Below are 13444 nucleotides of genomic sequence, written 5' to 3'. Positions count from 1 at the left end.
CCCGCCAGGCGGAGGCGGGCGGGCCGCTCCTCCGTCGCCCCGGCCACGTCGGCCGCGCGCACGGCGTAGCCGTCCATGGTGCTGCGGTCGAAGGGCGGCAGCTCCTCCTCCGCCACGAGCGGCTCGGCCAGCACCCGCCCCGCCGCCTCTTCCAGCCCCACCGCCTCCACGCCCAGCGAGCCCGCCGGCAGCTCGGCCAAAAGGCGTTCCAGCGCCTCCTCCAGCGGGACCAGCTCGCCCACCGCCATGGTCGCACCGCCTCCGTACCCGCCATTATACGGAAGCCGCACCGGTCCCCCCGGCCCCCAGCAGCTCGCGCACCGCCCGCGCCGGATCCGGGGCGGCCATCACCGCCGAGATGACGGCCACGCCGGCCGCGCCGGCCGCGCGCGCCTCGCGTGCCCGGCCGGCGTCGACGCCGCCGATGGCCACCACCGGCAGGCGCGTGGCCGCCACCACCGCCCGCAGCCCTTCGAGCCCGACGGGCTCGCCGGCGTCGGCCTTGCTGCCGGTCGCCCAGACCGAGCCCACGCCCAGGTAGTCGGCGCCGTCCGCCTCGGCTTGGCGGGCTTCCTCGGGCGTGGCGGCGGAGACGCCGACGATCGCCTCCGGGCCCAGGAGCGCCCGGACGACGCGGGCGGGCAGGTCCTCCTGGCCGACGTGGACGCCGTCGGCCCCCACCGCCTGGGCCACGTCGACGCGGTCGTCGACGAAGAGGAGCGCCCCCGTCTCGTCGGCGAGGCGGCGGAGCGCGAGGCCGACCTCGTAGAGCTGGCGACCCGACCAGTCCTTGCCGCGCAGCTGGAGCGCGCCGGCGCCCGCCCGCAGGGCCGCCCGGCAGACGGCCAGGAGGTCGCGGCCGGGGAGGCGCCCGGCCTGCTCGCGGTCGGTGATGACGTAGACCGCCAGGCGGCGGGCCAGGTCGGCCGGGTCGGGCCGCCGGCGGGCCGCCCGGGCCGGCGGCGCCCCGCTCACCGGCCCTCGCCCCCCTCCAGGCGGGCGAGACGGAGCCCTTCTTCCAGGTCGACCGGTCGCAGGGCGGCCACGCGGTCGAGGAGCGCCACCTCGAAGCTGCCCGGTCCCCGGGCGTCGCGAGCCGCCCACTCCGCCGCCAGGCCGAAGGCGCCCAGGGCGGCCGCCGCCGCCTCCAGCGGCTCGTCGCCCGCCGCCAGGAAGGCGGCCACCGCCGTGCTGGCCATGCAGCCCGTCCCCGTCACCTGCGCCAAGAGCGGGTGGCCGTTGTCGCAGGCGATCCCGCGCTCTCCGTCCGAGAGCCAGTCGCGGGCGCCGGTCACCGCCGCCACGCAGCCGTAGCGCCGCGCCACCCGGCGGGCCAGCTCGGCGCGCTCGGCGTCGTCGCGCGGCCGCACGGCGTCCACCCCGCGCTGTCCCCCGCCCTCGCCCGCCAGCGCCGCCATCTCGTCGGCGTTGCCGCGGAGGACGGCGACGCGCACCTCGTCCAGGATGCGGTGGCAGGCCTCGAGGCGGAAGCGGGTGGCGCCGGCGCCCACCGGGTCGAGGAGGACCGGGACGCCGGCGGCGTTGGCGGCGCGGCCGGCCACCAGCGCCGCCTCCAGCTCCGCGGCGGTCAGCGTGCCGATGTTGAGCAGGAGCGCCTGCGCCGCCGCCGCCATCTCGGCCACTTCCTCGGGCGCGTAGGCCATCACCGGCGAGGCGCCCAGCGCCAGCGTCAGGTTGGCGGTGGAGTGGGTGACCACCCGGTTGGTGATGTGGTGGACCAGCGGTCGCCGCTGGCGCAGCGCCTCCAGCAGCCGCGCCGCCCGCGCGGCCAGCTCCCGGTCGGGGACGAGCGGCGCGGCCGCGGCCCCTCCCGCCGTCTCGGTCATGGTTCGGCCCTCCCCCCCTCTTCCGCCCGGCCCCCGGCCGGCGCCGGCCGTCCCGCCAGGAGGCCGGCGCGGCGCAGAAGGCCGGTCACCAGCAGTCCCACCAGCACGCCCGCGGCCGAGGAGGGCGTGAAGGCCGCCACCAGCGCCAGGGCGCCCACCGGCTTGTGCATCACCAGGAGCGCCAGGGGATAGCCGGCCAGGGCGCCGATCAGGCCCGTGCCCACCAGCTCGCCGAGACCGGTCAGGGGCAGGTTGCGCGTCCGCCGCCAGGCGAAGCCCGCCAGGAGCGCGCCGAAGAGACTGCCCGGGTAGGCGAGCGGCGTGCCCACGCCCAGCAGGTTGCGCAGCGTGGAGATGGCGGCCGCCACCCAGAAGGCGCCCCAGGGGCCGTAGAGGACGGCGCCCACCACGTTGACCAGCGCCTGGACGGGCTGCACCTTGGCGGGGCCGACGGGGATGACCAGGAACTGGGAGAGAAGCGTGCCCAGCGCGGTCATCAGCGCCATCAGCACCAGCTGGCGCGTCCCCGGGCGCGGCTCCGCCCCGCTCACGGCCGCGCCCCCTCCCCCGCCGGCGGGCTTCCCGCCCCGGGCGCCGCGGCGAAGGCCTCCACGGGCACCGCCCGACCGCCCAGCGCTTCCGCCGCGGCCACCGCGTCGGTCGGCCCGTGGCCGTGCCCCAGCGGCCGTTCGGCGCCGCCGCGGACGGCGGCGGTGATGAAGGCCTTGGCCAGGCGGAGCGCGGCCGGCACCTCCAGCCCCCGCGCCAGGCCGGCCGCGACGGCGGCCGAGAAGGTGCAGCCCGTACCGTGGGTGTGGGGCGTCTCCACCCGCTCGCCCTCCAGCTCCAGCCACTGGCGGCCGTCGTAGGCCAGGTCGACGGAGCGCCCCTCCTGCCAGGGGGCGTGGCCGCCCTTGAGCACCACCCAGCCGCCGGAGAGCGCCTGGATGCGGCGCGCCGCCTCGCGGCGCGCCGCCTCGTCGGCGATGCGCATCCCGCTCAGCGCCTCCGCCTCGGGCAGGTTGGGCGTCACCACCTCCGCCAGCGGCAGGAGGCGCTCCACCAGCGCCCGGCGGGCGTCGGGGGCGAGGAGCGGCTCGCCGCCCTTGGCCATCATCACCGGGTCGACCACCAGGTGGCGCGCCTTGCGGCGGGCCAGCTCGGCCGCCACCGCCTCGACGATGGCGGCGTTGGCCAGCATGCCGGTCTTGAGGGCGTCGACGCCCACATCGTCCCAGGCCGAGGCGATCTGCTCCAGGACGAAGGCGGGCTCCAGCTCCACCACGCCCTGGACGCCCACGGTGTTCTCGGCCACCACGGCGGTCAGCGCGCTCATGCCGTAGACGCCCAGGAGCGTGAAGGTCTTCAGGTCGGCCTGGACGCCGGCGCCGCCGCTGGCGTCGCTGCCGGCGACGGTCAGCGCGCGGGGCCGCGCGGAAGGCGGCGGGGATGCGGACACGCGGCTCACTTCCTTTCGCAAGGCGGCGGGGGAAGCCGAAGGGCGGGCCCCGAGGGGGGTCCGCCCTTCTCGCCCCGCGCGGGGCGGGGTTCGGGCCGATTCCCTCCGGTGGGATTACCCACGTCAGGTTCCAAGGGTCCGGGGCGGTCCCCGTCTCAGCCGGCCCTCTGGGCCAGCGCCCCCTCGGCGCCGTTTTCGCCTGTTCCTGGCGCGATTATACCGCCGTGTAGTCGTAGACGCCCCGGCCGGTCTTCCTGCCCAGGCGGCCCGCCTGCACCAGCTTGCGCAGGAGCGGGCAGGGCCGGTACTTGGGGTCGCCGTAGCCGCGGTAGAGCACCTCCAGGATGGAGAGGCAGGTGTCCAGGCCGATGAAGTCGGCCAGCTCCAGCGGCCCCATGGGGTGGTTCATTCCCAGCTTCATCACCCGGTCGATGTCCTCGGCCGAGGCCACGCCCTCCATCAGCGCATAGAAAGCCTCGTTCAGCATGGGCATGAGCAGCCGGTTGGAGACGAAGCCGGGGTAGTCCTGGACCTCCACCGTCGTCTTGCCCATGCGCTCCGCCACGGCGCGGACCAGGGCGACGCTCTCCTCGGAGGTGGCCAGCCCGCGGATCATCTCCACCAGCGGCATCACCGGCACCGGGTTCATGAAGTGCATGCCCACGAAGCGGTCCGGCCGCGAGGTGGCCGCCGCCATGGCGGTGATGGGGATGGAGCTGGTGTTGGAGGCGAAGACCGTCCGGGCCGGCGCGCGCGCGTCGATCTCCCGGAAGAGCGCGATCTTGGCCTGCTGGTCCTCGACGATGGCCTCGATCACCAGGTCGGCGCGGGCGGCGGCGTCCAGGCCGGTGGTCCCCTCCAGGCGGCCCAGGACGGCGTCGCGCTCGGCGGCCGAGAGGCGCCCCTTCTCCACGGCGCGCGCCAGGTTGCGGCGGATGTTCTCCAGGCCGCGCTCCACCAGCGCGTCGCTGACGTCGCGCACGGTGACGCGGTAGCCCGCCTGGGCCGCCACCTGGGCGATGCCGCTGCCCATCTGGCCGGCCCCGGCCACGAAGATGTGTTCGATCGCTTCCGCCATGCGGCTCTCCCTCCTGTGCGCTCCCCTTCCGGCCGCCTCAGGGCTCGACGCGGACCACCGTCGCCTCGCCCTGGCCTCCTCCCGAACAGATGGCCGCCACGCCGTAGCCGCCCCCCCGGCGGCGTAGCTCGTAGACCAGGTGGAGCAGGATGCGCGCGCCGCTGGCGCCGATGGGGTGGCCCAGGGCGACGGCGCCGCCGTCCACGTTGACGCGCTCCGGGTCGAGCCCGCCCAGCTTCATGCTGACCAGGGTGACGGCGGCGAAGGCCTCGTTGATCTCCCAGAGCGCCACCTCCTCCGGCCGGAGCCCGGCCTTGTCCAGCGCCCGCTTGGCCGCCAGCCAGGGGACGGTGTGCAGGTAGCGCGGCTCGGCCGAGACCTGGCCCTGGCTGACCACCGTGGCCAGCGGGCGGAGGCCCAGCTCGGCCGCGCGCTCGCGGCTGGCCAGGAGGAGGGCGGCGGCGCCGTCGTTCAGCCCCGGCGCGTTGCCCGCCGTCACCGTCCCGTCCGGCTGGAAGGCCGGCTTCAGCCGCGCCAGCGCCTCGGGCGTCGTCTCGCGGCGCGGCGCCTCGTCGGTGGTGACGAGGAGAGGGTCACCCTTCCTCTGGGGGACGGGGACGGGCACGATCTCCTCCGCCATGCGCCCGTCGTCGATGGCGGCCAGGGCGCGCACGTGGGAGCGGTAGGCCCAGGCGTCCTGCTCCTCGCGGCCGACGCCGAACTCGGCCGCCACCTCGCTGCCGTAGACGCCCATGTGGACGCCGCCGAAGGGGCAGGTGAGGCCGTCGTGGACCGCCACGTCCACCAGCCGGCCGTCGCCCATGCGCAGCCCCCAGCGCGCCCCCTCCACCAGGAAGGGCGCCCCGCTCATGCTCTCCATCCCGCCGGCGACCACCAGCGAGGCCTCGCCCAGGCGGATGAGCGCGTCCGCCAGGTTGGCGGCGCGCAGCCCCGAGGCGCAGACCTTGTTGACGGTGTCCGAGGGCACCTGCCAGGGGATCCCCGCCCGCCAGGCCGCCTGCCGCGAGGGGATCTGCCCCGCCCCGGCCTGCAGCACCATGCCCATGAAGACGTAGTCGATCTGTTCGCCGCGGACGCCCGCCCGCTCCAGCGCACCGCGGATGGCCAGGCCGCCCAGCTCCACCGCCGGCACGCTGCCGAGCGCGCCGCCGAAGCGCCCGAAGGGCGTCCGCGCCCCGGCCAGGATGACCGTCTCGCCCATGCCCGCTCCCCCTCCCGTCGCGCGCCCGGCCGCTCAGCCCGCGCCGCCGCGCGCGGTGGGCTCCGCCGGCGCGTACTTCCTCGCAAGGAAGTCCAGCACCTCGGCGTCCACCTTCCCCGGACCCGGGTCGCGCTCCTCGAAGTTCTCGATCCCGTACAGCTCCCGCAGCGCCCGCTCGGCCGCCTCGTCCCAGCCCCGCCCCGGGTCGAGGTGAAAGCCGGCCGCCGCCAGCACCGCCAGCAGCCGGCGCGCCGTCTCCCCCTCCAGGGGCAGCACCTCGCGGCTCTCGCCGAAGTAGAGCCGGTGCAGCTCCAGCAGGCGCCCGAGCTCCTCCACCGGCCGCGGGTGGTCGTCGACGCGCAGGTCGACGAGGCGGTCGTCGAAGCCGCCGTAGCCGCCGCCCTCGCGGACCACCAGGAGCGCCGCCGACTCCTGCCCGCGCCGGTCGCCGCCCGCCTCCTGCCCGGCGCGGAGCGCCGCCAGCAGCCGCTCGGCCAGCTCGCCCCGGGCGGCGGCGAAGGCCTCGGCCATGGCCTCGACCACGCGCGGCCCGGCCAGGATGTTCCCCTGGCAGCTGAAGCCCGGCCCCGTCCGGTGGCCGGCCCAATCCGGGCAGGCTGCGCCCGTCCAGGCCCAGGCCTCGCCCCGCGCGTCGACTACGGCCAGCTGGCGCTGGTCGCGCCCCGGGTCGGCGGCCACCAGCTCCTCCACCACCTCGCGCGCGGACCGCCCCCGGCCGAGCAGCTCGAGGCCGCGCGGCCCGTAGCGGGTGTTGCACCAGGCCTGGGTGGCGACGGCGCCGGCACCGGCCCGCGCCCAGGGCACCAGCGCACCTACGGCCAGGAACTTGCTCTGGACGGCCACGCCCCAGCTGGCCGAGGCCGGGTCGTGGGCGACGACGGAGAAGGTCATGCGCTCGCCTCCCTCGCGCGGCCGTAGACCCGCATGCGGATCCAGCCGCCCTCCTCGCCCGGCCACCCCGGCTCCCAGGTTGGCAGGAGCCGTTCCAGCCAGGCGGCCTGCTCCTCCGGCAGGCTGACCGCCCAGCGCTCCGTCCCCCGCGCCCGCAGGAAGCGGACCAGGCCCCGGAGCAGGCGGCGCCGCCCGACCTCGCCGCCCTCGAGCCGGCGCAGGAGCGGCAGCCGCGGGCCTCCGGCCGGGTCCGGCGCGGCCCCGGCGGCGGCCCGGGCGGCCCCGGCCTCCTCGTCCTCGCCCAGAAGCGCCGCGGCCGCCGCCTCGCCGGCCCGGAAGAGGCGTCCGGCGCGGGCCGCCTCCTCCAGCACGCCGGCGTCCAGCGAGCGGAGCTCCCAGGGCGATCCGTCGACGGCGACCAGGTCGGCCTCCTCCCCGGCGGCGGTACGCTCGCCCGCAGCCGCGGGGCCGGGCAGGAGCGAGGCCGCCTCGGAGGGGGCGACCGGGCGCGCTTCCTCGGGACCCGGGCCCAGCGCCTCCGCCAGCGGCGCCAGCGGCATGCCCTCGGCGATCCGCCAGCGGGCGAGGAGCGGAACGCCCAGCCGCTCCATGATGCGGTGGATGGCGACGTTCCGCTCCTCGGTGATGAGGCGCACCACCCGCGCGCCCGCGGCCCAGGCCTGCTCCAGCTGCCAGCGGGTGAAGGCGGTGCCCAGACCGCGCCCCTCGTAGGCGACGCCGACGCGCATGGCGTGCAGCCAGGCCTCGCCCGGCGCCGTCCAGGTCAGGTGGGCGAAGGCGGCCACGTGCCCCTCCGCCTCGGCCACCCAGAGGCGGACCGGCCGCTCGGCCAGCCAGGCGTCCAGGAAGTAGGGCACGTACTCCCCCTCGAAGCGGGTGGGCAGGGCGAGGATGGCGGCGCGGTCCTCCGGGCGCGCGGCCCGGAAGCGGATGGCGGAGAGGTCGCTCGTCATGAAGGAAGCGTTCGGCCCCCGCGGCCGCCTCCCTTCCCGCGGAAGGCGGGAGAGGCGAGGCGCGAGGGGAGTCCGGGAGGAGGGTGCACGGAATGACGTCATGCTGTCACTTCTGGCGTCATGACGTCATTCCGTACAGCGCCTCCGGGGAGACCCCCGCGCGACCTCCCCGGCGCCGGCGGCCGGCGCGGCCGCCAGGCTTCCTAGCGGTCGCGCTCCAGCGTGTAGTTGGGCGGCTCCTTGGTGATCTGCACGTCGTGCGGGTGCGACTCGCGCAGGCCCGCGTTGGTGATGCGGATGAAGCGGCTCTGCGTGCGCAGCGTCTCGATGTCCGGCGCGCCCACGTAGCCCATGCCCGAGCGCAGGCCGCCCACCAGCTGGTAGACCATGTCCGAGAGCGGCCCGCGGTAGGGGACGCGCCCCTCTACGCCCTCCGGCACCAGCTTGGAGCTCTCCTCCTGGAAGTAGCGGTCGCTGGAGCCCTGGCGCATGGCGCCCAGCGAGCCCATGCCGCGGTAGACCTTGTAGGCGCGCCCCTGGTAGATCTCGATCTCGCCCGGGCTCTCCTCCGTACCGGCGAAGAGGCTGCCGATCATCACCGAGTGCGCGCCGGCCGCGATGGCCTTGACGATGTCGCCCGAGTACTTGATGCCCCCGTCGGCGATCACCGGCACGTCGTGGCGCGAGGCCTCCGCCGCGCACTCCAGGATGGCGCTCAGCTGCGGCACGCCCACGCCCGCCACCACGCGCGTCGTGCAGATGGAGCCGGGGCCGATGCCCACCTTGACCGCGTCGGCACCCGCCTCGATCAGCGCCCGCGTCCCCTCCGCGGTGGCCACGTTGCCGGCGATCACCTGCACGTCCGGGAAGCGCCGCTTCAGCTCGGCCACGAAGCCGATCACGCCCGCCGAGTGGCCGTGCGCCGAGTCGACCACCAGCGCGTCGGCGCCGGCGCGGACCAGCGCCTCGGCGCGCTCCAGGCCGGCGGGGCCGGTGCCCACCGCCGCCGCCACCAGGAGGCGGCCCTTGGCGTCCTTGGCGGCCGAAGGGTAGCGGCGCGCCTTCTCGATGTCCTTGATGGTGATGAGGCCGCGCAGGTGGAAGTCGGCGTCCACCAGCGGCAGCTTCTCGATGCGGTGGGCGGCCAGGATCTGCTTCGCTTCCTCCAGCGTGGTGCCCACCGGGGCCGTGACCAGCCCCTCCGAGGTCATCACCTCGCGGATGGGCCGCTCATAGTTGGTCTCGAAGCGGATATCGCGGTTGGTCAGGATGCCGACGAGGCGGCCGCTGCCCTCCTCCACCACGGGCACGCCGGAGATGTGGTAGCGCTCCATCAGCGCCACCGCGTCGCGGACCAGGTGGTCGGGCGAAAGAAAGAAGGGGTCGGTGATCACCCCGAACTCGCTCCGCTTCACCTTGTCCACCTCGGCGGCCTGCCGCTCCACCGGCATGTTCTTGTGGACGACGCCGATGCCGCCCTCGCGGGCGATGGCGATGGCCAGCCGGCTCTCGGTCACCGTGTCCATGGCCGCGCTGACGAGCGGGATGTTCAGCTGGAGCTCGCGGGTGAGGCGGGTGCGGGTGTCGGCCTGGCGGGGCAGGACGTGCGACTCGGCGGGGACGAGGAGGACGTCGTCGAACGTGAGCGCCGTCCCCAGCAGACGGTCCGTCACCTCTGGCAAAAGCGGCTCCCTCCGTGCGGGCGGGGCGGCGGTTTGCGAATTCCGCCGCCCCAGGTTTGGCCCAGCTTATCACGAGGCGTGGAGGCGAGCCAACTCCTTGACCAGCGCGTGCCCCACCTGGTCGATGTCGCCGGCGCCCATGGTGATCACCAGGTCGCCGGCGCGGGCGCTCTGGCGCAAGAGCTCCACCATGGCCTGGCGGTCGTGGACCACCAGCGGCCGCCGCCCCGTCCGCTCGGCGATGCGGTCGGCCAGGAGCTCCGAGCTGACGCCGGGGATGGCGCGCTCGCCGGGGGGCGAGTAGATGTCCGCCAGGAGCACCTCGTCCGCTTCCTGGAAGGCGGTGGAGAACTCGTCCAGGAGCAGCTGCGTGCGCGTGTAGCGCTGCGGCTGGAAGGCGGCCAGCACGCGGCCGCGCGTCCGCTGGCGCGCCGCGCGCAGCGTGGCGCGGATCTCGGTGGGGTGGTGGGCGTAGTCGTCGACCACCGTCACCCCGTCGCTGACGCCCAGGATCTCGAAGCGCCGGTGGGCGCCGGCGTACTCGCCCAGCACCTCGGCGGCCAGGCGCGGATCGACGCCGGCAGCCTCCGCCGCCGCCACCGCCGCCAGCGCGTTGGCCACGTTGTGGCGCCCGGGCACGCGCAGCTCCACCTCGGCCAGCGGGCTCCCGCGGCGCAGGAGCGTGAAGCGCGTCCGCTCGGGTCCCAGCTCGATGTCGGCCGCGCTCCACTCGGCCTCGGGGCTCTCCAGCCCGTAGGTGACCAGGCGGCAGAGCAGCCCCTCCGTCTGGGCCATCAGCCCCGCGTCGTCGGCGTTGACCACCGCCGCGCCGCCCGGCGGGACGTTGCCGAGGAAGCGCCCGAAGGCCTCCAGGAGCCGGCGGAAATCGTAGCCGTAGTGGTCCAGGTGCTCCGGTTCGACGTTGGTGACCACCGCGATCTCGGGATGATAGCGGAGAAAGGAAGCGTCGCTCTCGCAGGCCTCGGCGACGCAGAAGGCGCCGCCGCCCTGCTTGCCGCAGGTGCCCAGGTAGCTGGGCTCGCCCCCGATGACCAGCGTCGGGTCCAGCCCCGCCCGCTCCAGGATGAGGCCGATCATGGAGCTGGTGGTGGTCTTGCCGTGGCTGCCGGTGACGGCGATGCCCCGCCGCTCGTGCAGCACCCAGGCCAGCAGCTCGCTCCGGTGGAGGATCGCGATGCGCCGCTGGCGCGCCGCCGCCAGCTCCGGATTGTCGGGCGGCACGTCGGAGGTGTAGACCAGCGCCGACACCCCCTCCAGGTGCGCCGGGTCGTGGCGCGCCTCGAAGCGCATCCCGCGGGCCACCAGCCGCTCCGTCTTGGCGTTGGGTCGCAGGTCGCAGCCCGAGACCTCGAAACCGCGGGCGAGGAGGACCTCCGCCAGGGCGCTCATCCCGTAGCCGCCCGCTCCCAGGAAGTGAACCCGATGCAATGCCACCATCTCCCCCGTCCGGGGCTGCCCCCTGCCACCGGCTCTCGCCGTGCCCAGACTATGGCCCGTACCGGCCCCGTGTCACCCGTCTTCGCACGGGGCGGGCAGCAAGGCTGACGCCTCCCCCGCCCCTCCGCTTGCAGATCGCCCCGGACATGGCACAGTCTGGCGCTCCCGCCCGGCGCTCATACCCGCCCGGCACCGCCCAGCGGCCGCGCCGGGACGCCGCCCCAGCGCTCGCCCGGCGGCACGTCGCGGTTGACCAGCGAGCCCGCCGCCACCACGGCGCCGTCGCCGATGCGGACTCCGGGGAGAATCGTACAGTTGGCGCCGATCATGACGTTGCGCCCGATGTCCACGTCGCCCAGGCGGATCTCGTCCACCAGGAACTCGTGGCAGAGGATCGTCGTGTTGTACCCGATCAGGGAGTTCGCTCCGATGCGGATCCGTTGGGGCAGGAAGAGGTCGAGGGTGACGCCGAAGGCGATGGCCACCCCCTCCTCGATGCGGCAGCCCAGCGCCCGCCGGTAGAGCGCGTTCTTCAGCCCCAGCCAGGGGATCCAGCGCCCCAGCGTGATGACGGCCGTGTTCCAGACGGAGCGGCCGAAGCCGGCCAGCCGGGGCCACTCCCACATGGCGTTCCGCCCCGGGCGCACCGGCAGCCGCTCGAGCCGCCGCCCCGTGCTCACGGCCGTCCCCGGGCCGGCGCCGCCGCGCCCGCGGCCCCCTCCGCCTCGGCCGGCGCCCGCAGCGGCCACTCCGGCTCGGCGTCCAGGTCGAGCGGGTCGCTCCGCCCCGCCGCCCGGGCGAAGGCGCCGGCGGCGGCGATCATGGCGCCGTTGTCGGTGCAGAGCGCCAGCGGCGGAATGCGCACGGCCAGGCCGAGCCGTCCCGCCCGCTCGGCCAGCCGCGCGCGCAGCGCCGAGTTGGCCGCCACGCCGCCGGCCAGCCAGACGGAGCCGACGCGCGTCCGCGCCGCCGCCTCCAGCGCGCGCTCCACCAGTACGTCCACCACCGCTTCCTGGAAAGAAGCGGCCACGTCGGCGGGATCCGGCTCCCTCCCCGCCGCCCGCGCCCGCTCCAGCTCCACCGCCACCGCCGTCTTCAGCCCGCTGAAGGAGAAGTCGAAGCCGTCGGGGTCGGGGCGCGAGCGGGGGAAGGCGAAGGCGGAGGGATCGCCCCTGCGGGCCAGGCGGTCGATCTCGGGCCCGCCCGGGTAGGGGAGCCCGAGGAGGCGCGCCACCTTGTCGAAGGCCTCGCCGGCGGCGTCGTCGCGCGTCCGCCCGAGGACGCGCAGGCGGTCGTGCCTCTCGACCAGCACCAGGTCGGAGTGGCCGCCGGAGACGACCAGGCAGACGGCCGGCAGCTCCGGCTCGGGCTCGAAGAGCCAGTTGGCGTAGATGTGGCCGGTCAGGTGGTGGACGCCGACCAGGGGCAGGCCGTGCGCCCAGGCCAGCGCCTTGGCGCCGCTGAGGCCGACGAGGAGCGCGCCCACGAGGCCGGGGCCGCGGGTGACGGCGATGGCGTCCAGGTCGGACCAGCGGACGTCGGCCTCCTCCAGGGCGCGGCGGACGACCGGCATCAGGTTCTCCAGGTGCTGGCGCGAGGCGACCTCGGGCACGACGCCCCCGTAGGGGCGGTGGATCTCGATCTGCGAGGCGACGACGCTGGAGAGGAGGCGCCGGCCGCCGGCGACGACGCCGGCCGCCGTCTCGTCGCAGCTCGTCTCGATGCCCAGGATCAGGGCGCCGTCGCGGCCGGCCGCGCCGGCCGGGCCCTGCGGGCGCCCGGACTCGCCTACCATCCTCCGGACGGCTCCTCCTCGAACGCCATCATGATGCCGGTTCCGGCGTCATGACGGCAAATCGAAACGTACCTTTCCCCACACCCTGCCTGCGCGCCTCCGGCGGCCCGCGCTGCGCTACCATCGGCCGGGGGAGGGGGCTGCCGGCCGTGGAGGCAACGCCGGGCGCGCGCCACCGCATCATCTTCGGCGACAACCTGCCGGTCCTGCGCCAGCTGCCCGACGGCTCCGTCGACCTCATCTACGTCGACCCGCCCTTCAACACCGGGCGGGAGCGGCGGCGGGCGACGCTGCGCACCGAGCGCGCGGGGAGCGGGGAGGCGGGCGACCGGACCGGCTTCCTGGGGCGGCGCTACCGGACGACGCGGCTGGAGGAGCGCGCCTTCCCCGACGCCTTCGACGACTACCTGGGCTGGCTGGAGCCGCGGCTGGCGGAGGCGCGGCGCGTGCTGGCCGGGCACGGGACGCTCTACGTCCATCTGGACTACCGCGAGGTCCACTACGTCAAGGTGCTGCTGGACGGGATCTTCGGGCGGCGCTGCTTCCTCAACGAGGTGATCTGGGCCTACGACTACGGCGGGCGGAGCCGGCGCCGCTGGCCGCCCAAGCACGACGACATCCTGGTCTACGTCAAGGACCCGCGCCGCTACGTCTTCCGCCTGGACGAGGTGGACCGCATCCCCTACCTGGCGCCGGGGCTGGTGGGGCCGGAGAAGGCGGCGCGCGGCAAGACGCCCACCGATACCTGGTGGCAGAGCATCGTCGGGACGAAGAGCCGCGAGAAGACGGGCTACCCGGCGCAGAAGCCCCTGGCGCTCCTCCGGCGGATCGTGGCCGCCAGCTCGCGGCCGGGCGACCTGGTGCTGGACTTCTTCGCGGGGAGCGGCACCACCGGCGCGGCCGCGCTGGCGCTGGGGCGGCGCTTCCTGCTCGTCGACGACAACCCCCAGGCCATGGAGGTGATGGCGCGCCGCTTCGCCGGGGTCGAGGGGATCGAGTGGATCGGCTGGGAGCCGG

General features: G+C 75.8%; 14 protein-coding genes and 1 riboswitch. Of the genes, 1 reads left to right on the top strand and 13 read right to left on the bottom strand.

What is annotated here, in order from left to right:
* From K6U79_08580 to tsaD, 13 genes are all read right to left on the bottom strand, one after another.
* The coding region (locus K6U79_08580) for a molybdopterin biosynthesis protein (protein ID MCL6522407.1) at window positions 1-248 on the bottom strand (248 nt) is incomplete at its 3' end.
* Window positions 249-273: 25 nt separating this feature from the next.
* Entirely contained in the window at window positions 274-909 is a 636-nt protein-coding gene (gene thiE / locus K6U79_08575) for a thiamine phosphate synthase (protein ID MCL6522406.1), read from the bottom strand.
* 62 nt (window positions 910-971) lie between these two features.
* Window positions 972-1847, bottom strand: a complete 876-nt coding sequence (thiM, locus tag K6U79_08570) for a hydroxyethylthiazole kinase (GenBank protein ID MCL6522405.1) — start codon at window positions 1845-1847, stop codon at window positions 972-974.
* A complete protein-coding gene (gene thiW / locus K6U79_08565) occupies window positions 1844-2353 on the bottom strand; it encodes an energy coupling factor transporter S component ThiW (protein MCL6522404.1) in 510 nt (169 codons plus the stop codon). Before thiW ends, thiM begins: the two co-directional genes overlap by 4 nt.
* 41 nt (window positions 2354-2394) lie before the next feature.
* Window positions 2395-3306: a bifunctional hydroxymethylpyrimidine kinase/phosphomethylpyrimidine kinase gene (gene thiD, locus K6U79_08560; protein ID MCL6522403.1), complete on the bottom strand. Its 912-nt coding sequence runs from the start codon at window positions 3304-3306 to the stop codon at window positions 2395-2397.
* An 82-nt stretch (window positions 3307-3388) separates the two neighbouring features.
* Window positions 3389-3499, bottom strand: a riboswitch (TPP riboswitch).
* A 21-nt stretch (window positions 3500-3520) separates the two neighbouring features.
* Window positions 3521-4384 (bottom strand): 3-hydroxybutyryl-CoA dehydrogenase, encoded by an 864-nt coding sequence (locus tag K6U79_08555; protein ID MCL6522402.1) that lies wholly within the window; start codon window positions 4382-4384, stop codon window positions 3521-3523.
* 37 nt (window positions 4385-4421) lie between these two features.
* Window positions 4422-5606 carry an acetyl-CoA C-acetyltransferase gene (locus K6U79_08550; protein ID MCL6522401.1) on the bottom strand — a complete coding sequence of 395 codons (1185 nt, stop codon included), beginning with the start codon at window positions 5604-5606 and terminating at the stop codon, window positions 4422-4424.
* Window positions 5607-5639: 33 nt separating this feature from the next.
* A complete protein-coding gene (locus K6U79_08545) occupies window positions 5640-6518 on the bottom strand; it encodes a DUF1028 domain-containing protein (GenBank protein ID MCL6522400.1) in 879 nt (292 codons plus the stop codon).
* Complete coding sequence (locus K6U79_08540) at window positions 6515-7492, bottom strand: GNAT family N-acetyltransferase (GenBank protein MCL6522399.1); 978 nt, start codon at window positions 7490-7492, stop codon at window positions 6515-6517. The genes K6U79_08545 and K6U79_08540 overlap by 4 nt, the downstream gene beginning before the upstream one ends.
* Before the next feature lie 203 nt (window positions 7493-7695).
* Complete coding sequence (guaB, locus tag K6U79_08535; GenBank protein MCL6522398.1) at window positions 7696-9165, bottom strand: IMP dehydrogenase; 1470 nt, start codon at window positions 9163-9165, stop codon at window positions 7696-7698.
* Between the two features lie 78 nt (window positions 9166-9243).
* Complete coding sequence (gene murC, locus K6U79_08530) at window positions 9244-10632, bottom strand: UDP-N-acetylmuramate--L-alanine ligase (GenBank protein ID MCL6522397.1); 1389 nt, start codon at window positions 10630-10632, stop codon at window positions 9244-9246.
* A 176-nt stretch (window positions 10633-10808) separates the two neighbouring features.
* Window positions 10809-11258: an acyltransferase gene (locus K6U79_08525; protein MCL6522396.1), complete on the bottom strand. Its 450-nt coding sequence runs from the start codon at window positions 11256-11258 to the stop codon at window positions 10809-10811.
* Between the two features lie 50 nt (window positions 11259-11308).
* Window positions 11309-12427 (bottom strand): tRNA (adenosine(37)-N6)-threonylcarbamoyltransferase complex transferase subunit TsaD, encoded by a 1119-nt coding sequence (tsaD, locus tag K6U79_08520; protein MCL6522395.1) that lies wholly within the window; start codon window positions 12425-12427, stop codon window positions 11309-11311.
* Between the two features lie 50 nt (window positions 12428-12477).
* Between tsaD and K6U79_08515 the strand changes: the two genes are divergently transcribed.
* Window positions 12478-13444: site-specific DNA-methyltransferase (locus K6U79_08515; protein MCL6522394.1), on the top strand; the 967-nt coding region annotated here is incomplete at its 3' end.

The organism is Bacillota bacterium, assembly GCA_023511835.1.
GTDB lineage: Bacteria > Bacillota > Sulfobacillia > JAIMAT01 > JAIMAT01 > JAIMAT01.
The sequence above is the reverse complement of the archived record's forward strand: the minus strand, read 5'-3'. Positions and strand labels throughout refer to the sequence as shown.

What these genes read in the sequence shown, in the direction of transcription:
- thiW (MCL6522404.1), bottom strand. Translation starts at nt 2,353, where the DNA reads ATGGCGCTGATGACCGCGCTGGGCACGCTTCTCTCCCAGTTCCTGGTC.
- tsaD (MCL6522395.1), bottom strand. Translation starts at nt 12,427, where the DNA reads ATGGTAGGCGAGTCCGGGCGCCCGCAGGGCCCGGCCGGCGCGGCCGGC.
- K6U79_08525 (MCL6522396.1), bottom strand. Translation starts at nt 11,258, where the DNA reads ATGTGGGAGTGGCCCCGGCTGGCCGGCTTCGGCCGCTCCGTCTGGAAC.
- K6U79_08555 (MCL6522402.1), bottom strand. Translation starts at nt 4,384, where the DNA reads ATGGCGGAAGCGATCGAACACATCTTCGTGGCCGGGGCCGGCCAGATG.
- thiM (MCL6522405.1), bottom strand. Translation starts at nt 1,847, where the DNA reads ATGACCGAGACGGCGGGAGGGGCCGCGGCCGCGCCGCTCGTCCCCGAC.
- K6U79_08550 (MCL6522401.1), bottom strand. Translation starts at nt 5,606, where the DNA reads ATGGGCGAGACGGTCATCCTGGCCGGGGCGCGGACGCCCTTCGGGCGC.
- K6U79_08540 (MCL6522399.1), bottom strand. Translation starts at nt 7,492, where the DNA reads ATGACGAGCGACCTCTCCGCCATCCGCTTCCGGGCCGCGCGCCCGGAG.
- murC (MCL6522397.1), bottom strand. Translation starts at nt 10,632, where the DNA reads ATGGTGGCATTGCATCGGGTTCACTTCCTGGGAGCGGGCGGCTACGGG.
- K6U79_08545 (MCL6522400.1), bottom strand. Translation starts at nt 6,518, where the DNA reads ATGACCTTCTCCGTCGTCGCCCACGACCCGGCCTCGGCCAGCTGGGGC.